This window comes from Butyricimonas muris (genome assembly GCF_046365375.1).
GTDB lineage: Bacteria > Bacteroidota > Bacteroidia > Bacteroidales > Marinifilaceae > Butyricimonas > Butyricimonas muris.
On the sequence record NZ_JBKEIT010000002.1, the window covers coordinates 65,672 to 91,088 of the forward strand.

Annotated in this window: 17 protein-coding genes; 10 read left to right on the top strand and 7 right to left on the bottom strand. The window is 45.6% G+C overall.

The window, feature by feature from the left end; all coding sequences use genetic code 11:
- Positions 1 to 465: 465 nt before the first annotated feature.
- The 7 genes from ACK8P8_RS03345 to ACK8P8_RS03375 all read left to right on the top strand — a co-directional run bounded on the left by ACK8P8_RS03345 (position 466) and on the right by ACK8P8_RS03375 (position 13,954).
- Positions 466 to 1,620 carry a FecR domain-containing protein gene (locus ACK8P8_RS03345; protein WP_369859426.1) on the top strand — a complete coding sequence of 385 codons (1,155 nt, stop codon included), beginning with the start codon at positions 466 to 468 and terminating at the stop codon, positions 1,618 to 1,620.
- Between the two features lie 109 nt (positions 1,621 to 1,729).
- Positions 1,730 to 5,380 (top strand): SusC/RagA family TonB-linked outer membrane protein, encoded by a 3,651-nt coding sequence (locus tag ACK8P8_RS03350; protein WP_369859425.1) that lies wholly within the window; start codon positions 1,730 to 1,732, stop codon positions 5,378 to 5,380.
- Positions 5,381 to 5,392: 12 nt separating this feature from the next.
- Positions 5,393 to 6,940: a RagB/SusD family nutrient uptake outer membrane protein gene (locus ACK8P8_RS03355; RefSeq protein ID WP_369859424.1), complete on the top strand. Its 1,548-nt coding sequence runs from the start codon at positions 5,393 to 5,395 to the stop codon at positions 6,938 to 6,940.
- Between the two features lie 7 nt (positions 6,941 to 6,947).
- A complete protein-coding gene (locus tag ACK8P8_RS03360) occupies positions 6,948 to 7,919 on the top strand; it encodes a hypothetical protein (RefSeq protein WP_369859423.1) in 972 nt (323 codons plus the stop codon).
- 15 nt (positions 7,920 to 7,934) lie between these two features.
- Positions 7,935 to 10,418, top strand: coding sequence for a zinc-dependent metalloprotease (locus ACK8P8_RS03365; RefSeq protein ID WP_369859422.1), 2,484 nt, complete (start codon positions 7,935 to 7,937; stop codon positions 10,416 to 10,418).
- Positions 10,419 to 10,428: 10 nt separating this feature from the next.
- Positions 10,429 to 12,819, top strand: coding sequence for a zinc-dependent metalloprotease (locus tag ACK8P8_RS03370; RefSeq protein ID WP_369859421.1), 2,391 nt, complete (start codon positions 10,429 to 10,431; stop codon positions 12,817 to 12,819).
- Positions 12,820 to 13,057: 238 nt separating this feature from the next.
- Positions 13,058 to 13,954 carry a lysophospholipid acyltransferase family protein gene (locus ACK8P8_RS03375; protein WP_369859420.1) on the top strand — a complete coding sequence of 299 codons (897 nt, stop codon included), beginning with the start codon at positions 13,058 to 13,060 and terminating at the stop codon, positions 13,952 to 13,954.
- Here ACK8P8_RS03375 and ACK8P8_RS03380 read toward each other — a convergent pair.
- Together ACK8P8_RS03380 and ACK8P8_RS03385 are read right to left on the bottom strand one after the other, a co-directional pair.
- Positions 13,951 to 15,318, bottom strand: coding sequence for a sensor histidine kinase (locus ACK8P8_RS03380; protein ID WP_369859419.1), 1,368 nt, complete (start codon positions 15,316 to 15,318; stop codon positions 13,951 to 13,953). The genes ACK8P8_RS03375 and ACK8P8_RS03380 overlap by 4 nt on opposite strands.
- Before the next feature lie 6 nt (positions 15,319 to 15,324).
- The gene (locus ACK8P8_RS03385) at positions 15,325 to 16,026 is read right to left on the bottom strand and encodes a response regulator transcription factor (protein WP_369859418.1); all 702 of its coding nucleotides are present in this window, start codon (positions 16,024 to 16,026) and stop codon (positions 15,325 to 15,327) included.
- 144 nt (positions 16,027 to 16,170) lie between these two features.
- On the opposite strand from ACK8P8_RS03385, the gene ACK8P8_RS03390 reads away from it, so the two are divergent.
- A complete protein-coding gene (locus ACK8P8_RS03390; protein WP_369859417.1) occupies positions 16,171 to 18,630 on the top strand; it encodes an outer membrane beta-barrel protein in 2,460 nt (819 codons plus the stop codon).
- Positions 18,631 to 18,650: 20 nt separating this feature from the next.
- Here the strand turns inward: ACK8P8_RS03390 and ACK8P8_RS03395 are convergent, their stop codons facing one another.
- The 4 genes from ACK8P8_RS03395 to ACK8P8_RS03410 form a co-directional block, all read right to left on the bottom strand.
- Positions 18,651 to 19,289 carry a hypothetical protein gene (locus tag ACK8P8_RS03395; protein ID WP_369859416.1) on the bottom strand — a complete coding sequence of 213 codons (639 nt, stop codon included), beginning with the start codon at positions 19,287 to 19,289 and terminating at the stop codon, positions 18,651 to 18,653.
- Between the two features lie 179 nt (positions 19,290 to 19,468).
- Positions 19,469 to 20,122, bottom strand: a complete 654-nt coding sequence (locus tag ACK8P8_RS03400; protein ID WP_369859415.1) for a hypothetical protein — start codon at positions 20,120 to 20,122, stop codon at positions 19,469 to 19,471.
- Positions 20,123 to 20,469: 347 nt separating this feature from the next.
- Positions 20,470 to 21,468: a GGGtGRT protein gene (locus ACK8P8_RS03405; RefSeq protein ID WP_099290723.1), complete on the bottom strand. Its 999-nt coding sequence runs from the start codon at positions 21,466 to 21,468 to the stop codon at positions 20,470 to 20,472.
- Between the two features lie 88 nt (positions 21,469 to 21,556).
- Entirely contained in the window at positions 21,557 to 22,249 is a 693-nt protein-coding gene (locus tag ACK8P8_RS03410; protein WP_099290722.1) for an iron-sulfur cluster assembly scaffold protein, read from the bottom strand.
- Positions 22,250 to 22,690: 441 nt separating this feature from the next.
- Here ACK8P8_RS03410 and ACK8P8_RS03415 point away from each other — a divergent pair, with 441 nt between their 5' ends.
- The gene (locus tag ACK8P8_RS03415) at positions 22,691 to 23,242 is read left to right on the top strand and encodes an RNA polymerase sigma-70 factor (protein ID WP_099290721.1); all 552 of its coding nucleotides are present in this window, start codon (positions 22,691 to 22,693) and stop codon (positions 23,240 to 23,242) included.
- A 54-nt stretch (positions 23,243 to 23,296) separates the two neighbouring features.
- On the opposite strand, the gene ACK8P8_RS03420 is transcribed toward ACK8P8_RS03415, so the two are convergent.
- Positions 23,297 to 24,475 carry an OmpA family protein gene (locus ACK8P8_RS03420; protein WP_369859414.1) on the bottom strand — a complete coding sequence of 393 codons (1,179 nt, stop codon included), beginning with the start codon at positions 24,473 to 24,475 and terminating at the stop codon, positions 23,297 to 23,299.
- Between the two features lie 376 nt (positions 24,476 to 24,851).
- Between ACK8P8_RS03420 and ACK8P8_RS03425 the strand changes: the two genes are divergently transcribed.
- A complete protein-coding gene (locus ACK8P8_RS03425) occupies positions 24,852 to 25,364 on the top strand; it encodes a GNAT family N-acetyltransferase (protein ID WP_186977023.1) in 513 nt (170 codons plus the stop codon).
- The last annotated feature ends 53 nt before the right edge of the window (positions 25,365 to 25,417 follow it).

The following is a 25,417-nucleotide window of genomic DNA, read 5'->3' on the forward strand; positions in this document are numbered from 1 at the left end:
GGCTGTCTGTGTCATTTGGTTGATGACAAGAGGAGAGGAGGATATTTTTGTATCGTTAATTTGAAAATAGAAAATGATGAGAATAGAAATACGATGCAAAAGTTTGGTGGGCATGATGAATTTCCGGAGAGAACAGGGAGTTGTGCCGGTGAAGATAGGGAACAAAGTCCTTTTAAACTCCTTTCAAACTCCTTTCAAAGACCTTCCCGAAGGTCTTTGAAAGGAAAATATTAAGAATGTAAAAAGGGATAAATAGATAATTACTTGCTTATCTCTTTATTTGTGGAAGGCGATTTCTGTCGGTCGAGGAGGAAATAGAAGAAAATATTTGAGAAAAATGATTTTTGTAATGTGTTGATTTCGAGTGCGTATTCTTGTGTGAATTATTTTTCTTTGAAAAAAGTTTATTTTCGAGTCAATGATTTTTGTTCTTGAACTGTATTATAGTTGAAAAATATCACGACTATGATGGAGCAAAACGAAATAGATGAAAAATTACTCTTGTATCTCTTGGACGAAGCGGATGAAATCGTTCGTGAAGACGTGGAGATATGGTTAGCCGAGAGTGAGCGTAACCGGGAGTATTTTAGGGAGTTCCAGCGAGTTCACTTGGCTTTGGAGTGGAGCGTATATGCTCGTGAGGTACAACCGGATTTCAATACTTTCCGCCGGAAATTGAAAAAGAATTTGAATATACGTGTTTGGTATAGCGTGGCGGCTGTATTGGTTTTAGCGTTGAGTATGGGAGGCGTTCTTTTCTGGCGCACGGCGGAAGTTCCGGTGCAAATGGCACAGGAAATATCGATTCAACCGGGAAAGCCTCAAGCAATACTGGTATTATCCTCGGGTGAAAAGGTAGAGATGGGAATGGAAACCCGACAATTGGAGGAACGGGATGGAACTTCAGTGCGAGTAAATGAAACGGGTAGTATTTCTTATCAAGCTGTTCGAGAGGATGAAACTTTGGAAAAAGATGCGGAGAAAGTGATGAATCGTTTGTTGATTCCACGGGGGGGAGAGTTTAATTTGACATTGTCAGACGGAACGCGGGTGTGGTTGAATGCCGAAACGGAATTGCTTTACCCGGTACGGTTTAATGGAAAGCAGCGGGTGGTTTATTTGAAAGGAGAGGCATATTTCGATGTGGCAAAGAATAAGGAGATGCCTTTTATCGTACAGATGGAAGATGATGTGGCAGTCAGAGTCTATGGTACGGAATTTAACGTGAATACCTATGATGGGGTGGAGACTGTTCTTGTGACAGGTTCCGTGAGTATGAATCAAGGTGGAAAAGAGGTGTTGTTAAAACCAAATCAAAAAGGTATATTTGATAAGTCAAAAGATGGGATAAAGGTCGAAGATGTCGATGTACTGCCGTACGTGGCATGGAAAGACGGAGATTTTATCTTCCGGAACGAATCTTTGGGTTCGATTATGGATAAGTTGAGTAGATGGTACGGTTTGGATGTGTTCTATCAAAACGGAGGTTTGCGTGATGTGCATTTATCCGGTAATTTGAAACGATATAAGGATGTACAGGAGTTGTTCCGTTCTTTCGAGAAGATATCGGACGCTCGCTTTAAAGTGAAAGGAAATACAGTATTTATAAGTAAGTTGTAATAAAAAAAGATGAAGATGTTTCCCCATCTTCACCTTTTAAAAGTTAAATGAATAGGTCCATTGGCAAGCGGATCCCTATTCACTATGTGTAATCTTTAACTACAAATTTATGAAATCTATTTGGAAATACGCTGTTTTTAGCGTGAAAAAATCAAAGACTTTGAAAATTATGCGACTGTTGATGATTTTTTGTTTCTTTTTTATTTCCGGGGCGATGGCGAATAGCTATTCGCAAGAGCAGGTTGTTTCTCTCGACTTGCATAAATGTGACGTGAACACGCTGTGTCAGGAAATATGGAAACAAACAGGGTTGCGGTTCATTTACAATGAAGAACATGTAAAGGACTTGAAAGCTTTCAACGTGAAGGCTAGCGGAAAGACGGTTCGTGAGGTATTGGATGAGGTATTCCGAAATACTTCTTTACGGTATTTTTTCGAACAGGACATCATCTACATCACGAATAAAGATGATGATAACAAGAAAAAGGAGAGTAAAACGGTAACCGGTACGGTGAAAGACAGGAGAGGCGAACCGCTTCCGGGTGTAACCGTGTTGGTCAAGGGAACAAGTGTCGGAGTCGTGTCTGACATAGAGGGTAAGTTTAAAATCGCCATTCCACGGGATACGGTGACTTTTATATTCTCTTTCGTGGGAATGAAAAGGCAGGAGGTGAAATATACCCCGGGCAAGAAGTTGGATATCGTGATGGATGAGGACGTGGAAGAAATGGAAGAAGTTGTTATCACGGGTTACCAGAGAATTGATAAGCGTCATCTGACGAGTGCCGTGACCACGCTGAAGGCTGATGATATTAATGTTGCCGGTATATCAACCATTGATAAAATGCTGGAAGGGCATGTGCCGGGCATGATTTTCATGCAAAATTCCGGTCAGGTAGGTGCAGCTCCGAAATTACGTATCCGGGGTTCTTCCACCGTGTTGGGATCTCGTGAACCGCTTTGGGTATTGGATGGTATCATTTTGCATGATCCGGTGAATGTTGACCCCTCGCAGATTAATGATCTGGATTTCGTGAATTTGTTAGGTAATGCTATTTCCGGGTTAAATCCGGATGATATCGAGCAAATAGACGTGTTAAAGGACGCTTCTGCCACTGCATTGTATGGTACGCGTGCCGCTAATGGTGTGATCGTGATTACCACGAAGAAGGGTAAGATAGGACCACCGACAGTTTCTTATTCGATGACCGGAAGTTTGTCTTTGCGTCCTCGGTATGGAGACCGAGAAGTAAATATGATGAATTCCGAAGAACGAATGGCTTTTTCTCGCGAACTGATTGAAAAAGGAGTCATGTTTACTAGGTTAAATGCTTGGGTTGGTTATGAGGCTGCAATTTCCGATTATTGGAATGGTAAAATGGATTTTGACGAGTTCCAATCTTTGGTAAGTCGTTATGAAACGGCGAATACCGATTGGTTTAAGTTACTGTGTCGTGATGCATTCTCGCATAATCATACCTTGAGTTTATCGGGAGGAACCGATAATATACGTTATTATGCTTCTTTGGGATATAATGATGAAAAAGGGGTGCTTAAGGGAGAACAGAATAAACGTTATTCCACGAATTTGAATGTGACTGCTAACTATAATAAATTTTCAGCCCGTTTTGCCTTGCAGGCTAATGTAAATGAGAAAAGTTACACGCCTGAAGAGATCGATGTTTTGAGTTATGCTTTCAATACTGCCCGTACTATTCCGGCTTATAATGAGGATGGTTCCTTGTATTATTATGATCGTATTGGAGAGGAAGATGGATCATTCCGTTATCCTTTCAATATATTGAATGAGGTGAGAAATAGTTCTCGGGATATTGAAACCAGCGGGTTTACGTTTAATACTTCTATAAATTACAAGTTTACTAGTTACTTGAATGCGGGATTGACAATCTCCTATTCGAATAGTAATACAAATGAAGAAACTTACAGGGGGGAGGAAACATTCTATGCTAATGAGTTAAGAGATCGGGTTGAAGAAAGCGGAAAGTCTAATTATATGCCTTTTGGAGGAGAGTTGAATCAGTTGACTTCGCGTAATAAGTCTTATACCGTAAGACTGCAAACTGATTTCAATAAATTCCTTGATGCAGAGAATATACACTTGATTACAGCTTCCATAGGAGGAGAGCTTTCTTCAACCCGGTACAGAGGGTTACGTCAAACCCGTCGTTGTTATATCCCGGGACGTGGAGAAATTTTTGCACCTGTGGATATTAATGAATATCCGCTTTATGGAACTTGGTTAGCCACGGATGAACTTGCCCGGGGAAAGCGGACAAATTCTTTGACAAATATGATGTCGGGATATTTTACTTTGTCTTATAGCTATCGTGATCGTTATGTTTTGACTTTTAACACGAGAAGTGATGCTTCCAATAAATTCGGTAGCAAAAGTAATAGCAAATTTTTACCGATTTGGGCGATTGCCGGGCGTTGGAATACAAAAGAGGATGTGTTGAAAACGGTAAATTGGGTGGATTTGTTGTCTTTGCGTGTTTCTTTCGGCTACCAAGGAAATATGTTGGATTCGCAAACCCCGGAGCTGATTATCAAGAAAGGGGATCCGAATAATCAATTCGGGAATAAATATGAATCAACGGTTAATTCTTTTCCGAATCCGAACTTGAAATGGGAAAAGACTTCTTCTTTGAATGTCGGCTTGGATTTCTCGTTCTTGAATACGGCGATTAAAGGTACGGTTTCCTATTATTACAAGAAAACAACGGATGCATTCTTGAGTAAGACGATTTCCGAGATCAATGGTATAACCAATTACACGGTAAATTCCGGAACGATAGAGAATCAAGGGTGGGAAATGTCTTTGAATTTCATACCTTTCAATCCTCAAGGGGGAACGGATGGTTTTCGCTGGAGCATTGATCCTCAGATCGGTCAGGTATTGAATAAATTGCTGAATCGGGCAATAAATAATAAAGACAAGGTTACCCGAGATGAGATTACTTATGCCGATTATTTGAGTGGTAACGTGGAGATTCCCGGACGTTCGTTGAATTCTTTCTATTCTTATAAATTCAAGGGGTTAGACCCGAATGACGGTCGTCCGATGTTTTATGATATAGAGTTAGACGAGGTGAAAGAAAAATATCTTGCGATGGATGATAAAGAAGAAGTGTACAAAACTGTCATGAAATACTCCGGTTGTCGTGTCCCGGTACTTCAAGGAAGTATCAATAATAAACTTTCTTATAAACGTTTGGTGTTAGGATTTAACTTTACTTACAGTTTGGGTTCTAAAATCCGTTTAATGAAATTGTATCCTAATTTGAGTGGTTCGTATGGGACTCTAGCCCCGCAGCCTCATCAGAATGTACGTCGGGAATATTTGAAACGTTGGCAAAAGGCTGGTGATGAAATGTATACAGATATTCCGGGTATAGTTGGTGGTACCGAATTTACGAATTCATTATCTCCTTGGTGGAGAGATTATTCTTTCGCTTTTGGTAGTAATATTTGGGAAATGTATGATAATTCAAATATTCGTGTCGTAAGTGGTAATTATTTGCGTTTGTCATCCATGACGTTACGGTATTTGTTTACTGAAAACCTGTGCAAAAAAATGCATTTGAGATCTGCTTCCATCGAGTTCACGGGGACGAATTTATTTACCTTATGTAATAAAAAATTGAAAGGACAAGACCCGGCAACTCAATCGGGAAGCTCCCCGACTATTAATATGAGTATTCGTCCGACGTATTCTTGCCGTTTAAATATTACATTCTAATGTTGAGAAGTTATGAAAAATAGAATATTATATTGGGTTATTTGCTTGTTGGTCTTCACTTCTTGTAGTGATTTTCTGGAGGATTATTCTCAAGATTTGGCTTATGCCGCTTCGACCTCGGATTTGGAGGAATTATTGATCGGGAATTGTTATATCAAAAGGACCGCAAAAAAAACATCGTTATCAATAGCGGGAAGCGAGAAACATACTTTCCCGTGGTTACATGTAATGGATGACGATTGCGTGGAACGTAATAGTGCGACGGATGCATACGGGGGATTTATGCCTATCGAAGGTTTTTATCATTGGGATAAGAATCCGTTCAATCAGAACGGAACTCCGTATAAAGATGAAACATGGAGTGATCTTTACTCGCGGATTGCTATCGCCAATGTCGTTATTCCGAAAGTGGATGATATGACAGAGGATCCTATGGAGGAGCGTAACCGGATCAAAGGGGAAGCTTTGTTTTTGAGGGCAAGTTTTTATTATTTCTTGGTTAATTTCTACGCATTACCGTATTCTAAGACGACTGCGGACACGGAATTAGGTGTTCCGTTGAAACTAACAGAGTATATAGAGGATAAATATTTTTCTCGTAATACCGTTGCAGAAGTGTATGACGCTATCGTCGAAGATTTGCAACAAGCAATTCCGTTGTTGAAAGGTGTTGAGCAAACTACGGTGTATCAGGCAAACGAAGCTGCGGCCCGTTTATTCTTGAGTCGGGTATATCTGTATATGGAAAAATGGGAGGATGTTATCGCTCAATGCGATTCAGTGTTGAAGATGGCGACTTATTCTTTGGAAGATTTACGTTCATTTACAATGGGAACCAGTTTTACTCGTTCCGGTTCTCCCGAAACCATTTTTTCTCAAGGGTCTTATTCAATGGATTTGGTGATGCGCGAACAATATTATAGTGAATGGTATACTGCTATCCTTCCTTGTCCTGTCGTTTCGGATGATTTGCAGGATAGTTATGATGAGAATGATTTGCGGTGGCAAGCTTTCATGCTGGAGAGTTATAAAACCCCGGGACTTTATCGTTGTATCAAATTGAGAGATCAGGATGTGGACGGTTATGTTTCGGATGTGTTTTTGTTGCGAATGGCTGAGGTCTATTTAAATAAAGCAGAGGCACAAGCCATGTCCGGTGATGAAACCGGAGCGAAGGCTACGTTGAATATATTACGGGAAAATCGTTTTGTCCAAGGGCAAATGCCTGCTATTGAGGAGGAAATGATTGCCAATAGGGATGAGAATTTTATTGACTTTATTAGAAACGAACGTCGCCGGGAATTGTGTTTCGAGGGACATCGTTGGTTCGATTTACGTCGGTATGCAGTATCTTCGACATATCCTTTCACGAAAGAAATTCTCCATCCGCATTATTCAAGACCTTCCGCGTCACAGTACTCTTTCGAGGGGAATTTCCGCTTGAAGAAGTATAATGAAGAGACAGCTTATGTACTGCCTATACCGGATTATGCCATAAGTTATAACAATGGTTCTTTAGTTCAGAATGCAATAAGAGAGGAACGTAAGATTAATAATTAAGTAGTCTATGAAAAAGATATTTTATATAGCAGCCATTATTTGTACATCGTTTTTAATTTCTTGTAATGATAAAGAAGATGATGTAATGCCCAGTTATCAAGATGAAAACTGGTGGGTAAATAAAGACAATCCGAATAGTGTACTGGATCATACGATATATCAAGTCTATGAACTGTATGGTGTACCTATTTTTTACAATGATACCATTGGTTCTCAAGATCGGGGAACCGATGCCTTCGGACGTCCTAATATTTATTACGAGGTGATTAAGTTGAATTACACGATCACGGGTAATATCTATGGAGAAGTTCCTAATGCTTATGTACTGTCTTCTAATGAAGAAGATATAATGGAAGGAGTTAAATTGCTACGAGACTATGTATTAGCGAATTTCCCGGATTTTATAGATGTTCCTCGTAGTTATTTATTGGTGGATACATTGCATATGGGGTTGAATGATAAAAATTATCTTCCTTATATTGGTTCAGCTTTTTCCGGATTAACGACTGTTGCTGTCGGTAAATTACCGGACATCAAAAATATGGATGAAAAAGAAAAAAGAATGCTTGCGGGAGAAATATTAACCGCTCAAGTTGGAACTTATATTTACAATACTTACAACAAAACGGATTTGGATCCTTTTTACAAAGTGTTGACTAAGGATGTTAATGAATATTATGGTTATGGAAATAAGGTGGATATTAATACTGCTCCAAGTAAATATAATCCTTCCTATGCACCTTGTGAGGAATACGGTTTCTTGAAACCTGCTCCCAATAGACCGATTATAGAGGGAGAATTGTATTATTTCCCTTCGAGAGATCAAGATGTGAATGACTATGTAGCCCTGTATTTAGGTTTCACGGAGGAACAAGTACGGGAATTATACGAGGAGGATTATCCGCACGTTTTTAAAAAGTACGGTATTGTGAAAAGTATCATTGAAAAAATGCGAGCTGAAAAACTAGGAAACAATTAACAAATAAGTATCTGTATGAAAATTGTATGTAGATTAATAGCATTCACTATATGCTATTTAGGAATGTGTGTGCCTGTACTTTCTGCCCAAGAGAAAGAAAAAGTAGAGGCGGATTCGACGAAACGGAAGGGATTGCCTGCTATTTCGGAGTTTATAAAATCTGAAGCGGAGGTACATGAAGGGATGTTCAATGTATACGTGCAGGATGACAAGTATTACATGGAAATTCCCGATGATATGATGGAGAGGGAATTTGTATCCATGATTTCAATCATCAAGGGGTCGGAGAATCCGAAGCCGACCCCTACTCAAATGTACGGTTACCCGGGAGATGCCTTGACCCACACGATTATTAGTTTCGAGCGGGGACCCAAGGACAAGGTGTTCGTGAAGAAGCCCACTTACGGCTATGCCGTGACGGACACGACGATGGGAATATACAACACGGTAAAGAATGCGAGTCTGATTCCCGTGTTGTACGTGTTCGACGTGAAGGCGAAGGGCGAAAACTCCTTGTTGTTAGATGTGACGACTGCCGTGACGGGGGATAATGACTTGTTCTCGTTGAAAGCGTCTGCCAAAAAGATGGGATTGGGTTCTTTTCAAGCGGATCGTTCTTATATGACCAAAATCAGCACTTTTAAGAATAACATCATCTTTCGTTCCGTGAAGAGTTATTCCGCGGGTTCGAGAGCCTTGCCGCCCAGTCCGGCGTACCCGAAAGGCGGAAGTGAGCCGACTCCTCCCACGCGTTGGGAAATCGGGGTATCCATTGCCTTGTTACCGGAAGTACCGATGCGTCCGCGTTTCGAGGATAGTCGGGTAGGATATTTTGCGTACGGGAAAGTTGATTTCGGGGCGAATCCTTACAAATCGGAACGTATCAGCATGGTTAGCCGCTGGCGTTTGGAACCGAAACCGGAAGATATGGAGAAATACAAACGCGGGGAATTGGTGGAGCCGGTAAAACCGATCGTGTTCTATATCGATTGCAATACCCCGAAATTCCTGCAACCTTACTTTGTTGAGGCGGTGAACTTGTGGCAGCCTGTTTTCGAGAAGATCGGTTTCAAGAACGCCATTATCGGCAAGATGGCTCCCACGCTGGAAGAAGACCCGGACTTTTCTATCGAGGACATTCGTTATTCCGTGATCTCTTACAAGGCGTCATTGGTAGCGAACGCTTACGGGCCTCACATGGCAGACCCCCGTTCCGGTGAGATACTTTGTTCTCATATCGGAATCTTCCACAACGTGATGGCTATGGTACAACAATGGTATTTCTGCCAAGCTGCCGCTTCCGATCCCCGGGTGCGTCAATACCCGATGCCGGAAGAGGTAATCGGCGACGTGATGCGTTTTGTTGTGGCTCACGAGGTAGGGCATACCTTGGGACTGCGCCACAATTTCGGGGCAAGCAGTACTTATCCCGTGGAGAAGTTGAGAGATAGGGAATTTGTGAAGAAACACGGGCATACCGCTTCCATCATGGACTATGCGCGTATGAACTATATCGCCCAGCCGGAAGACAAGATTGACACGAAAGATTTGATTCCCGGTATCGGAATCTATGATGAATTTGCCATAGAGTGGGGATATCGCTATTTCCCCGGGATGAAGCTGAACGAGGAAACCGCTTATTTAAGAAAATGGGTGGGGGAGAAATACAAGGAAGACCCGAAATACAGGTTCGGAACGGAATTGGATATGTCCGATCCCCGCTGGCAGTCCGAGGACTTGGGTGACAATAGCATGAAGGCAAGCGAGTACGGTATCAAGAATTTGAAATTGATCATGAATAATCTGGAAGCGTGGACGAAAGGCGATGACGATGAGGCTACCTACCTGAAAATGATATATAGCGGGGTATTGAACCAATACATGTATTTCGTTTCGCACGTGCTGAAAAACGTGGCAGGTCGTTACAGTGAAACTCCCTTGCGGTCGGAGCCCGGGACGGGTTCCAGCATGGTGGAACTCGAACGGCAAAAGGAGGCTATGGACTTCCTCGCGAAACACGTGTTCAACAGACCCGACTGGTTATTTGACAAACGTATCACGGGATTGGCTGAAGTCGACGGGTTGAAAACATGGAGCAGTATCCAGCGTTTCGTGATCCAAAACTTGTTGCCGAAATCTGCATTCCTTACCACTTGCGTGGAGTTGTACGGGCGTGAAGGGAATTACACTCCCGAGGAGTTCTTCCGGGATATGGAAGACGGTATATTCTCCGAGTTGAAAAACGGGGATGAAATACCTTCCTCTCGTAGGGACCTTCAAATGGAATACATCCGTCAGGTAATGGTGATCACGAATTACTCTGAGGTGAGAAAAACGACCAACCTGTTGACGTTATTCACCCTGCAAATGGAAAGCGTGGCAAAGGCGGCAGAGGCTTATGCCGTTAAGACGCAAGACGAGTCAGCCCGGATGCACGCTGACGCGATCGTGAAAACGATAAGGGGGTGGTTGAAGGGAGAGAAGAATGCTATATATTAAAAGTGAGGTTATGATGAGAAGTTATATATTGTTCATTGCATTGTGCCTGCTGGTGTCCTTACCGGGTATCGGGCAGGAGAAGAAAGCCCCGGAAGAGAAGAAGCCTGCCGCGGAAACAAAAAAAGGTCCCATGGCGTTTGACAAATTCTTCAAGGAAGGGATGAAACGGGTGGACGCTATTTTCCCCGTGTACGAGGCGGACGATAAGTATTACATGGAGATCGCTGACGAATACCTCGGGAGAGATATTTTTATCTCCGGTCAGATGTTGAAAGGTATCGGGGTGAGAGCTTCGGGGCAGGAATCTGCCGGGGTGGTGTGTTTCAAGAAAGGACCGAAAGATAAACTGTACATGTACAGCGAGTACAATGGCATGGTGGCTTCGGGGAAGCAACCCGAGTTGGAGCGCATACTGGCAGAGGAAACTCTTTTGCCCGTGGAAGCGGTTTACCCGATCGTGGCTTGGGGGAAGGACTCCGCCGGGGTGATTATCGAGATCACGAACCAGATCAAGGGTGTTGCCGATTGGTATAAACTCTCGGACGAGGGCACGAGTGCCGCCCTCAAGGGTAACAAGCAATCCGGGGGAGGCGAGATGATTTTCGTGAACGAGGTGTTGAAGAAACGGAACGGGGTGAAATTCAAGTTGACGTGGATTGTTGACCAGAACGTGGCGGGTATCGAGTGTCACGTGGATCTGTTGCCCGAAAGGCGTATGCGGGTACGCTATGCCGACGAGCGTGTGGGGTACGAAACCTTGAATTACTACGATTTCGGCACGAATCCTTACGGGGTGAAGAAAAGAACTATCGTTACCAAATGGAACCTCGAACCTAAGGACATGAACGCTTACGCCAAGGGTATTCTGACCGAGCCGAAAGAACCGATCGTGTTCTATCTGGACGCGTATTTCCCGAAAGAATTGATCAAATATGCCAAAGAAGGGGTTTTGCAATGGCAATCCGCTTTCGAGAAAGCGGGATTTAAAAACGCCATTCAAGTGCGAGTGGCGAAGGACGAGGACGAGATGACTTCCGCCCGTGCCGTAATCTCGTACAGTATCAATGCGGGTAGCAATTCCACTTCTTTCGATCGGGATATTCGTACCGGGGAGATACTGGCTTGCAACGTGAATTTGAATCACGTTACTCTGGGGGGCTACTTGGAAACCTATTTCGCCCGCTGTGCCGGGGTAGACCCCCGTTTGGAAAAGAATTACTTTGATCCGCGGGTGGCGGGTGCTATCGTTCGTATGTTCGTGGCAAAACAAGTGGGACTCGCCTTGGGATTACTTCCCAACTACGCGGGTAGTTACGCTTACACTCCCGCGCAGATTCGTGACCGTAATTTCGTGAAAAAGAACGGATTCTCGGCTTCCGTGTTGGATGATTGTTCCTACAACTTCGCGGCACAGCCCGAGGACAGGATGACCACGGATGAATTAGTCGGCTGTAAAGTCGGTGCTTATGACCGTTGGGCTATCGAGTGGGGCTACCGGTTGTTCCCGAACAGCAAGGATATCAATACTGACAGGAAATTATTGAAAGACCTCACGGACCGTCGTTTGAAAGATAAGGCACTTCTTTACATGAAGAACACGAGTTACGATTTTCGGGCTCTGCCTTCGGATTTATCTTCGGATAAAATAGAGGCTGCACGTTTGGGAGTCCGTAACATGGAGCGTTTTATCAAGAATCTGAACAAGCTTTCTGCCTCTGCCGACAAGAAGAAAGACGATTGGATGGTGTACGCGCAAGGGGGAGCGGCTGCTTTAGGTTCGTTGTACCAGAATTTGATATACAAAGTGATGGAAAACATCGGTTGCCGCATGGCTCTGGAAAAAGGGGAAGCCTTCTCTTCTAAAGAGTTGCAACAAAATACGCTGGCGTTCCTTGCCGAGTATGTATTTGCCGCACCTCAATCTTGGATGTATGATGAGGTACTTGCCAAAGAATTCGGGGTAGGCCCGGAAGCCGTGCGTTTCGGTTTGCAGGAGATTGTGTTCACGTACTTGTTAAACCCCAAGGTGGTCGGGAATATCGAGTTGGCTTCTCGTGTCGAGGGCGAAAAAGCGTACAACCTGATTGAATACTGGCGGGATATACGTCGTTTGTTATTCAAGGATTTTGACAAGAACACGGTACTGTCCGGCTTCGAGTGTCACACGGAAAATATATTTATCATGTGCTTCATGGACTTGTTGGTGAAAAATGCCGTTCTTACCAATAGCAACAAATTGTCGACCTACGGGACGAATCTGATCGCTTGGGTGAATGACATTCACGATCAGGCAAAGGCATTGTCCGAACAACATGCCGACAGCCGTATGCGTGATCATTACCGTGCCATGATGTACCGTATTGAACAGGATATGAAATTGATTGCTTCGATAACGAAGTAAGCGGATTCCGGTTCCCTTCCGGTTTTACCGGTTGGGAACCGTATTTGACACATCTATTTGATTACTCACTGCCTTCAGGCGAATAGCCTGTTCCTGCCTTGTATATATAAATAATAAATTACATGGAAAAAGCGTAAATAGAAATTGATATATTTCAAAATGCCGACAATTTTGCTACCTTTGATTGACTTGTGGTAGGAAAACAAGTCAAAATGCGTGTGAAACTTATAGCGTTCGAATGAAATTATTAATCTGTTTATGCTCTTACGCGGGATATGGATTCCTGTGGATTGCAAGCTTCTTCCCGTTGTCCATGATGTATTGGGTGACGGACATATTGTTTCTTGTTTTATATTATGGCATCAGGTATCGTCGCGGGGTGGTTGACATGAACCTGCGGAACGCTTTCCCGGAGAAGAGCGAGGAAGAACGAAAGCGTATTGCCCGGCGTTACTATCGGCACTTGTGTGACACGTTTGCCGAGTTCTACAAATTGTGGCACATATCGGAGGCTGAAATCAAGCGGCGCTGCGTGATGATGAACTTGGACGTACCCCATCATTATTTCGAGCAAGGACGTAGCGTGATAGTCTTTGCCGGTCATTACGGCAACTGGGAGATGATGTATTCTTATAAACTGTGGGAAAAAGGCATCGAGTTAATCCCGATCTATAAACCCATACACAACAAGGTATTCGACCGGATGACCTATTTGATCAGAAGTCGCTTCGGGGCAACGCCTCTCGCGAAAGCCGACACGTTACGGGTGATGTTGCGTAACCAGAAAGAGGGGAAAATATGCATGACCGGGTTTATCGGCGATCAAACCCCGAATAAACATTCGTTGAATTTCTGGACTACTTTCTTGAATCAAGATACGCCCGTGATGGAGGGAACGGAGAAAATTGCCCGCAAATTGAACCAACCGGTAGTGTATCTCAACATGAGAAAAGTGAAACGCGGTTATTATCACGCCGAGTTTTATGACCTGTGTTCCGATCCGCAAAACTTGGAACCGGGAGAACTTACCCGTATGCATACCCGCATGCTGGAAAAGTTTATCCGTGAAAATCCCGAATACTGGCTTTGGTCGCATCGGCGCTGGAAACACAAACGCCCCGCGGAACAACGTTAGTCCGGTAACCTGATCTCTGTCGAGAACCCGTGAGGTTGTAAATCGCGAAAGAATATTTCTCCCTTGTGCATCTTCACGATCTGGCACACTATACTTAACCCCAACCCGTGTTCCTGTCCCGGAAGTACATCCGGCAGACTGCCTTGCGCCAAAGTTTGTAGTTCCCGTAAGTATTCGGGAGAAACCCCGTCCCCGTTATCCGCCACGGTAAAACAGAACCGTCCCTTTTTATGTTTCAAGCTCAATGTCAATGTCGTCCCTTCCGGGGTATGTCGGATGCTATTGTAAAGCAGGTTATTGATTGCCCGCGCGAGTAGACGCGCATCCCCGTGCAGGACGGTGGATTCCATACCGGGAGCGATGATTGTCTCCACTTGGTAACGTTGCGTCCGGGGTTCATTGTTGAGAAAAGCGGCGATGGTCTGCCTGAAAAAAGTTACCGGGTGGAACGTTTCTTTCCGCGGTGTCCGGGTTCCGTTTTCCAGTTGGGAAAATAAATTCAGATCATCAATCAGTTCCCGTAGCTGAAGAGCTTGATTCCGGATATAAAGTGCCTGTTCCCGGGTTTCTTCCGGGGAGTAATTCCCCTCTTCCAGTTGTCCCGCCCGTGCGAGAATCACGGACAAGGGAGTACGCACGTCATGCGACACACCCGCTATCCAGTTCTCCCGGTACACGGAACGCTTGTGCAATATACCCGAAGTGCGGTTCAGGCAGGATGCCACGTCGGCAAACATCCCTTTCTCCTTTACTTGAACAGATTCCCCGTTAGACAACTTTTGTATGCCCCCGAGTACCCCTTTCAGCGAACGCGACATCCGGTGGTCGATAAACACGTAGACAAGTATCAACACGAATATATTCCCGAAAATAAGCATGATATAGAGGACGGGAAAAAATTTCACTTCCGCTATCCGCTGCATACTATTATATCGCGCGTAACTGTCTTTCGGGTAACCCGCCACGAGAAGCCCGTCATCCTTTTTCCACGTCACCACGGGATAGTCTTTCAAGTAGAATTTTGCCATAGAGGAAATATCGCTCAGGGTGTACGTGTTGGGAATCTCTTTCGGGAGGTCAACTGCCCAGCGGATATTCCCCTTCTTGTCGTCCAGCAGCATCACCCACATCTGTTGCTCTTTTATCTGCACCAGAAGTAAGGAATCGAGTTGGAAATTGTTGTCGTTTATTTGCAGCCTGTCCGCTATCTTCCGTATGAATTGCGCGGGTGGTTGCGAGCTGCCTGCCTTGAGGTAATAGTGAACGACGAGTGAATACACGATCACGTTTATCGTGATTAGCAGGAAGGCACCGATCAGCACCCGTTTCCCGATTCGTTTAATGGAATGTTGCAGGTCGTTCATGGTGCGCTATATTAAGAGTTTATAACCTAGCCCTTTGATCGTGATGAGGGAAACCGGGGCGGACGGGTTGTCTTCTATTTTCTCCCGGATACGCCTGATGTGCGCCATGAGCGAGTTCTCGTACCCGTACAGGTTGTCGCCCCATGCCTCTTCGCAGAGCGTATCGATCGTCACCACTCGGTTCGCCGATTTGTACAGTACGCCCAGTATAGCGTGTTCCCGTGCCGTCAGCGGGAATATCCTGCCTTGCCTGTTCACCTCTGCCTTGTCGAAATCAACGGTACAATCTGCCAGTTCCACCACGGTCTTTTCATTTTTGTACGAGCGGCGCAGGATTGCCGTCAACCGCGAGAGAAGCTCTTTAGGGAGAAAAGGCTTGGTCATGTAATCGTCACCCCCGGCGTCCAGTCCCATGAACATATCTTCCGGTTTATCCCGTGCCGTGAGGAAAAGAATGGGGATGTCCTTCATTTGCCGGATTTCCTTCATCAGCGAGAAACCGTCACCGTCGGGCAGGTTCACGTCCAGCACGGCGATATCCGGGAAGGAATACTTGCAGGACTTCAGCGCCTCGCTTGCCGTGCCTGCGGTCGTGATGGAGGTGAAACCGTCCCCGCGGAGAATACTCTCGATGAGTTCCAGTAATTGCCGTTCGTCGTCGACAACCAGAATATTCTTTCTTTTGATGAAATTGAATTCTTTGTCCATAACCACGCTGTATCCTGATGTTTCTACAAATTTAAGGAAAATAAACGGGATATCGTGCGCCGGCGGTAAAATGTAAGGTAAATGTAAGGATAGCGTAAACTGCCTGCAAGGAAACTCGTGTATTTTTGTTCAAAAACGAAACGGATGGATCGAAGAAAATATTTGAGCTTGATTTTATTACTTTGCGTGACTTTGGCGGTTTACGCGCAACCGAAGGAGAAAGGGGGCAGCGTGTCCGGTTGGTTGAAAGATAGTGTTACCTTGTTGCCCGTCGCTTATGCCACGGTACGAGTCGCGAGAGCGGAACGCCCGTCCGCTCCCGTGAAACTGACCGTGACCGACACGAACGGGTATTTTCGGGTGGCGGCACTTCAGCCGGGGAAATACACGGTGACTCTCTCGCACGTGGGATTTCGGGCGGTGTCCCGTGAGTTTTCGCTCGGCACGAGGCAGGACGGGACAGAGCTGGGCATCCTGTACACGCGGGAAACGGCAGAGAGGCTCGGGGACGTGAACGTCACGGCTCAGAGGCTCCCGATAAAATTCGAGATAGACAAGATAACGTATGATGTCGAGTCTGATCCCGATGCCCGCGTGACGAGCACGCTCGATATGTTGCGCAAAGTACCTCTCGTGACGGTTGACGGGGACGATAATATCGAACTGAACGGGAGCGGGTGTACCATATATATAAACGGGCGCCCTTCCGGCTTGATGAAACAGAAACCGGGGAAGGCGTTGAAAGGAATCCCGGCAACGGCGGTCAGAAAAATTGAGGTCATCACGAGTCCCGGGGCGAAGTACGACGCCTCGGGGACGGGTGGAATTATCAATATTGAGATGGTGCGAGGCGGGTTGGAGGGGTATTCTGTTTTCGTGCAGGGTAACATGGACGATATCGGGAAATGGGGTGTCGCTTTGAGCGGGATGCTCAAGTACGACAAGTTATCGGCGTCCGGCTTTTTCTCCCATTATCCCAATTATCTTCGTGACGCGAGATATAATTCCGTGTTGACAAACCTGAATGACACGGAATCGCACAACCTCTATTCGGGAGTGCGCGGTAAGGTTCGTGAACCGGCATCGTACATTAACGCGGAGATAAGCTACGAGGCGGACTCTCTGAATCTCTTGACTTTCACCTTGTCATCCCGTCGGTACGAGATTATCCGTGAAGCCGCGGAGCGGGACGAGATGCAGCGGGAAGATGCCTCCCCCGTGTACCGTTATCGCGCGACCGAAAAGTCGAAAACAAATAACGGGGGAACGGAAGCGACCTTCAATTACCAACGGACTTTCCGGAAACCGGAACAACTCTTCACGCTTTCTTACATGTACAACTATATTCCATCGGGAGGGTACAATCACCGGTATATGTTCGACTTTTGGAAAGATAACGCGCAAGTCACCTTCTCGCCTTACGATATCCGGGATGAGAACAAGGCACGGTCGGACGAGCATACCGTTCAGGCGGATTACGTTCATCCGTTCGATACCTTACAGACCTTGGAATGCGGGTTGAAATACATTCGTCGCACCGCTTCCAGCAAGGGAATCTATAAACGTCGGGAAGACCCGGGAGAAGCTTGGGAATCGCTTCCGGCAAGGGAAGAGAGATTCCTGCACGTGCAGAATATTTACGCCGCTTACCTGACGTATGCCTTGAAATATCGTAAATTCGGGCTGAAAGCCGGGGTACGCCTCGAACGTGCCGCGTTTGATGTCGCCTTACACTCGCGAACGGAGCCGGATTTTGACGCCGGTTTCACGGACGTGATTCCTTCCGTGACGTTTTCGTTGCAGGTAACCCCGACACGTGTCTGGAAAGTCGGCTACAACACGCGTGTCATGCGTCCGGGGATACAGCACCTCAATCCTTATCGCTCGGAAACCAACGCCAGCGTGGTATCATACGGGAACAGCCGTTTGAAATCGGAACGTTTTCATATCGTGAGTTTGGGATTCAGTACCTTTACTCCCGCGTGGATGATAAATACCAGCGTCGAGTATCGTTACTCGGGTAATTCCATCCGTGCCTACACCTTCATGGAGAACGGTCGGAAAGTGAATACCTTCGGGAATATCGGGCAAGAGAACAGCGTGACGCTCAATCTTTTCATGAACGCTAACTTGGGCGGCAAGACGAGTTTGCGGGTAAACGGGAATGTCGGTTACATCGACCTCGACAGTCGCGAAATCCGTTCCGTCGCGCATGGCTGGCAATACTCGGCGACCGCGGTCGTGCAGCAAAACTTGTGGTGGGGCATCCGGTGCAGCGCTTACGGGGGATATTTCGGTTCCCGTGTCCGCCTTCAATACGATTCCGACGGTTACTACTACTACGCGCTCACGTTGAACAAGAGTTTTCTGAAAGACAGGCTCACTTTCTCTTGCAGTGGCAACAATTTCGCCGACGGCCTGCGCCGTTTGAAAGGAGTGGTGTCCGCCCCGGGATATATCCAGCATCACGAGAACGTGCTGCAATACCGGAGTTTTAATTTCAGCCTGTCCTACCGCATCGGCAACCTGCGGGCAACCGTGAAAAAGGTAAAACGGGGAATCGTGAACGACGACGTGAAGCGGGAGGACGCATCCGCAAAATAGGATGCATCCCCGTTTCTCTTTTACTCGTGTTTCACCTCCGTGTATGCCGTTCGGGAAGCCCGCGTGTTGAGAGGCGATACCGCGAAGACGTAAGCGATGATGCTTTCCGGCTGAAACTTCTTGTGGAGCGGGAAATCCGCTTTGCCGGGTTCTCCTCGTTTGCCCAGCGGATAGACGATATCTTTTTTCGCTTTTTGGTCGAAAATAGCAAGAAATAAGTCATCCTTGTCTTTTGCCACGGGAGAAAGCGGTTGTCGGAACCATTCGGCGTGGATGCGTCTTTCCCCGTCGTTGCAGGTGACCGCCACCGTGGGCGGGAGCAGGTTGCCCGTCGAGCAGGTGATACGCTCCGGGTGAATCGTCACGGCGAGCGTTTCCTCGTCTACCTCCACGGCGTTCTGGTTTGTCCCGATGAAGGCGGCGCGAGCCGTTGACCACGATTGTCCCCGGAAGCTCGCTTGCAACGTGTTGCAAAAGCGGAAGGATAGCTTGGATAGCGTGGCGAATCGTACCTGTTGCACCCGTTGTGCGGGAGATTGTTTCTTTTTTTTGCTGAAAATCTTGCCCTTGGCCACGTTTTTTCCCTTGTACTGGCACATGGTTACGTTGCCCACGGAGCCCGATGCTTTATCGAATAGATTGGATTGAAATATTGCCATGATAAATAGGTTTATAAGGTTTATAAAGTTTGTAAGGTTCATAAAGTGATGGCGGTTCGTAAAGTTTGTAAGGTTCACCGGGTCACGTGACCTGTAATCATGACTTGTATAAATCATGAACTTTATAAACTTTAGGAGCCGGAGGCCCAGCTTTATGAACTTTATAGACCGGAGGTGTGTCAATACACACCTCTTAGTGGCACGTTGAAATAAGTGCTGTTCGAGAATCCATCCCGTGTCGTGTTCACGAAAAACGCGTACACGTGCGCTTCCCTCGCGAGGGGTTGCTCCAGCGTGATTGCCGCCGTGCCATCCTCTCGGGTAATTCCCGTGTGGTCGATAATCTCCACCCGGAACGGCTCGTGGTCATAGATCACTGCCAGCGCCAACTCGTCCCTGTTGCGGCGGTAGTTACTCCACGGGGCGGGTTCCCAAGTCAGTGAAAGCGTACCCGCGGGTGCTTCCTGTCGGCGCAATTGGAACGGTGTCTGTAATACGCCCCGTGTGAGGTGTAGTAGTTGGAAATCTCCTACCGTGCAGTCCGTGCTGTATGCTTGGAGATTGGTGCTAATGAATAAGTTGTATCCCGACGAGATTTCTTTTCGGGTAGCTTCCATGCGCCATGCGTGGCACAGGTATGTCTCCTTTATTGATTGATACAACGTGACTACCGCTGCCAGACGTGCGTTTTGTGCTGCCCGGGTGGGTGATCCTGCGTTACCGTCATACGAGGGCAATGCCCTGCCGAATGTTTTCTTGCCTTTTTGGAAAATAACCATTCCCTTGTATTTCCCCTTGGCGTCTTTTAGTGCTCCTGATTTAATTTCTACCATAATGTTACTTTTAATTATTACCTAATACCCCTCGTTCCATCTACTTTGCCTTTTCATAGGCACTTTAAAGATACTACCGGAAGGATGGTTTGTCAAGTTAAATTTATATATTTTTCATTAAAACGTGGGCTAGGTGTGGGCGAACATCAGGCGAATAACAGGCGAAGCCTTTAGTCAACTGCCTGAAAGTTTGGTAAAATCCACCCCCGGGGGTAAGATAGGACACGGGAATGGGTTGATTTCGGGTGTTAGCGGGTGAGGATGAAATCCGGATTTTGCGGGATAAGAGAGAAGGGTATGTCGAAACACACCCTTCCCGAATGAAAAATTTATTGAAAACGAGGTTTTTATTTCATTGCTTCCTCGATGGAAACGGCAACAGCAACAGTGGCACCCACCATCGGGTTGTTTCCCATGCCGAGGAATCCCATCATCTCCACGTGAGCGGGGACGGACGAGGAGCCGGCGAATTGCGCGTCACCGTGCATGCGTCCCAGCGTGTCGGTGAAACCGTAGCTGGCGGGACCCGCTGCCATGTTGTCCGGGTGCAGGGTACGTCCGGTACCACCACCGGAAGCCACGGAGAAGTATTTCTTCCCGGTTTCCATGCACTCTTTCTTGTAAGTGCCGGCAACGGGATGTTGGAAACGGGTCGGGTTCGTGGAGTTTCCGGTGATGGATACATCCACGCCCTCGTGGCGCATGATGGCAACACCTTCCCGAACGTCGTCGGCGCCGTAGCATCTCACTTGCGCGCGTTCTCCCTTGGAATAGGCTTTCTCCCGCACGATTTTCAATTCTCCCGTGTAGTAATCAAATTCGGTCTGCACGTAAGTGAAACCGTTGATACGGGAAATAATCATGGCGGCGTCTTTACCCAACCCGTTGAGGATTACCTGCAAGGGTTGCTGGCGTACCTTGTTGGCGGATTTGGCGATACCGATAGCGCCTTCTGCCGCGGCGAAAGACTCGTGCCCGGCAAGGAACGCGAAGCATTTCGTTTCCTCGCGAAGCAACATGGCGGCAAGATTGCCGTGTCCCAATCCTACCTTGCGGTCGGCGGCAACGGAACCCGGTATGCAGAAGGACTGCAAGCCCTCGCCGATAGCCTCGGCTGCCTCGGCTGCTTTCTTGCATCCTTTTTTAATGGCGATAGCCGCACCTACAACGTAAGCCCATGCCGCGTTTTCGAAGGCGATGGGCTGAATTTCTTTACACATTTTGTACGGGTCGATTCCTTTCGCGTCACAGATAGCCTTTGCCTCGTCGATGTCCTTGATCCCGTGTGTATTTAATACCGCGTTGATTTGATTTATCCGGCGGTCGTAACTTTCAAATAAAGCCATAATAATTTTAGATTTAATGATTTTAGATTTTAGATTGAAAAATGGCATTTTGAATTTAAAATCTAAAATTTAAAATTAGTGAATTGATTTATTCTTGCCGCGGGTCGATGTATTTAACGGCTTCCGCGAAGCGACCGTAGCTGCCTTTGGCCTTGTCAACCGCTTCTTTCGGGTCGATACCTTTTTTCAGCATGTCGGTGAATTTGCCGAGGTGGATGAACTCGTAGCCGATGACTTCACCGTCCTCGTCCAATCCCATGCGGGTAACGTATCCCTCTGCCATTTCGAGATAGCGGGTTCCTTTGGCGCGTGTCCCGAACATGGTGCCCACTTGGCTGCGCATTCCTTTGCCCAAGTCTTCAAGGCTGGCACCGATGGGAAGACCACCCTCGGAGAAGGCGCTTTGGCTGCGCCCGTACACGATTTGCAGGAACAGTTCGCGCATGGCGGTGTTGATGGCGTCGCAAACCAAGTCCGTGTTCAACGCTTCCAACAGGGTTTTGCCGGGAAGGATTTCAGACGCCATGGCGGCGGAATGGGTCATCCCGGAGCAACCGATGGTTTCCACGAGGGCTTCCTCGATGATGCCGTCCTTGATGTTCAAGGTCAGTTTGCATGCCCCTTGTTGCGGTGCACACCAGCCGATACCGTGGGTCAGACCCGAAATGTCCTTGATTTCTTTGGAACGAACCCATTTTCCCTCTTCCGGGATGGGTGCCGGACCGTGATTAGGTCCTTTTTTCACAACACACATGTGTTGTACTTCATGCGAGTAAATCATTGTCTTTGTTTTTGATTGATATATTGTTAAATACCTTGTCGTAATCCTAAACGCGGACAAAATTAACACATTTGTTCCGGATAAAAAACATCTTATAAAACATATAATTGTGCATACGTTTGCGTTTCAATATGTTGATATATAATTATTTGTTGTTCGTGACGAAAAGTTCGGGGTAAATTTGGCATTTTGCTTGTTTATACCTAATTTTGGTAAGTTAAACAACGCGTGTATGAAGAAATTATTGCCTGTAGCCGAGTTAGGAATGAGTATTGACAGGCGGTTGGATAACACGGGTATCTCGAAGATTACGGTTGAATCGGCGGGGTGTTAAGTTGTGATTAATGTTTTTTCTGTTTTGTTACGATTAATTGATTAGACTTTTTTAGCTGAATTTGATTTCTTTATTTATTTTTAGTGGCATGGAAAAGAGTAAGTAAGATGGTAAGAAGTAAAATGCAAGGGCTTGATGGTGATGTGAATGATATCGAGTCGGTATTTAAGGAATATTATGGTTCGCTTTGTTATTTTGCTTCCAAGTATTTACAAGACGAGGAAGTGATTGAAGATGTCGTGCAGGATATCTTTATTACTCTGTTGGAAAAAAAGACACAATTCCAGTCCGTGATTCATTTGAAGAATTTTTTGTACCTTTCCGTTCGTAACGGTTGTTTGAACCATATGCGCAATTTGCGTTCCCGCGATAGATATATCGCCTCATTAGCTTATGATGAGCGGGCGGAGTCATTCGAGGAGAATATTATCTTGACGGAAATCTACCGGGAATTGGCCGATGCCGTGAATAAGTTGCCGGAAGAGTGCCGCAAAGTATTTGAACTCTGTTATTTCCAAGGATTGGATAATGAGAGTGCGGCCAATGAGTTAGGATTGAGCGTTAACACGATTAAGGCCCAAAAGGCTCGCGGGAAAAAGATATTGAAAGAGAGTTTGAAAGATCTTATGCCGTTTTTCTTCTTCTTTTTTATGGGGTAATCAAAAAAAGGGACTGTCGAACAGTCCCTTTTTTGCCTAAAGACGGATACGCGTTTATTCTATGATTACAACGCGGTTTAATTCTACATCTCCTTTGTAAAGATTTTCAACTCCGCCTTTACCGATTACTTCCAATTGTTTGGCATCTACGCCGTATTTCTTGATTAAAGCGTCAGCCACGTTTTGTGCGCGTTTTTCACTTAATTTCTGGTTGAATTCGGCGCTACCGGTAGCTTTGTCCGCGTAACCGATTACCTTGTAAACTTGTCCCGGGTTGCTCTTGATGAGGTTAGCGTAGTATTCCAAGTTGATCAGTTCTTTTCTGGTGAGGTTGGCTTTGTTTATTTTGAAGAAAATAGCCAATGGAGCGTTCTTGATAGTCTTTGCTTTGTTTTTTTCTGCATCCAAAGCTTTACGAGTTTGATCCAACTCGTCTTGCAGACGGTCAGCACGACGGATTTGTTCTGCTAATTTTGCTTCTGCAGCGCTCAACATTTCCGGGGAAACACCGGTATATATTGTTTCAGCTTTTTTCTCTCTTCTGAAATTGCGTTGTTTGAATTTGTAGGTAACACCCACGGAAACTCCCAGTATGCCTTCTCCCTTGCATCCGCCTACTTCTCCGTCAAATGCTTGCGGTACTAAACTACCTTTGATTTCCACGTTCACATCGAGGGCGTCAGTTAAACGCATTTTGTTGATCAATCCCGCCGCGAACATGAATTTGGTGTTATCCACGGAAGAACAACCATGGATCATTCCGAAACCGGCAAACGGTACAGCCTCGTAAAAACGATCGGTACGGTATCCCCCAATCCAATTTGATAAGTTGAGCAATCCGTCCACGTGTACATTGAATTGTTGCCATTTTTGTTTGTAGTATCCGTTTTTAAGAGCGCCTTTAGCGTAGATGTTTCCGGCGTCAGCCGTGGCACCTCTTAACGTGAAACCGCCTGCTTGAACCCGTGCTCCGATTGTCGGTAATACCCATTTCCCAACGGATAGGTCAAAGGCCGGAGTTAAGCGTTTCCCGAAGCTGGCTTTGCTATCATATTCTCCGAAGTAGATTTGTCCCCCGAAATTGAAAGATGTAAACCAGTTATCCCAGAAACCGTTAGTGACGAAGCCACTCCAAGCTTTGCCTTTTTCAGTTTCAAGGTTGTTGCTCTCGTTTTGGGCACTAGCCAAAAGAGGCAATGCAGCGATGCATAACAAAATAAATACTCTTTTCATACAATATTAGTTAATTTGTTATAGGATAATGAACAAAATCACATCCCTTCTAATTCAAAAACGATTGTTTTTCATGGCGCAAATATACATTATTTTCATTTATAATACATTTATATTTTATATTTTTTCGAATTGCGTCATTTTTGTGGATGTAATTGTGTTTTTTCGTCATTTGTATAATACAAATAAAATACAATTTTATTGAAAGAAACACATATATCAATTGTGTCAAAATTGCGGCTATGTAGTAGCATAAATAGTGAATTTGTGTTTATTTTATTTTCGCGATAATGATGAGTATGAATTAAATATTCATGTTGGATTGAATTGTTTTTCGGAAGCGTTAAATTTGTTGCAGAATAAAAAAGGTGAAAATATGATACTGGAAACGGAAAGATTGATTTTAAGAGAACTTGTTCAAGAAGATTTTGATGAAGTGTGTAAGTTATTACAAGATCCCGTGGTGATGTATGCTTACGAGGGGGCTTATAATAATCAGGAGGTGCAGGAATGGTTAGAACGGCAATTCCGGAGATACGCGAATGATGGTTTCGGGTTGTGGGGAGTTGTGGAGAAAGAGAGTGGGGAGTTAATAGGACAATGTGGTGTCACGTGGCAAGATTGTGACGGGAAGCGGGTTCCGGAGGTCGGTTATCTGTTGAGAAAGGAGTTTTGGCATAAAGGGTATGCCACGGAAGCGGCTATTGCTTGCAAGGAGTATGCTTTTGAAAAGTTGGGTTTTGATGAAGTGTACTCGATAATACGGGATACGAATGTCGCTTCTCAAAACGTGGCATCGCGGAACGGGATGAAAAAAGTGGCGGCTTTTGTTAAACATTTTCGGGGTGTTGATATGTTGCATTTGGTTTATGGCGTACATAGAGGGTAAATGTAAGATAGTTTCCAGAAAAGTAAAGTTATGCGTTGTAGAGAATGCTGAAA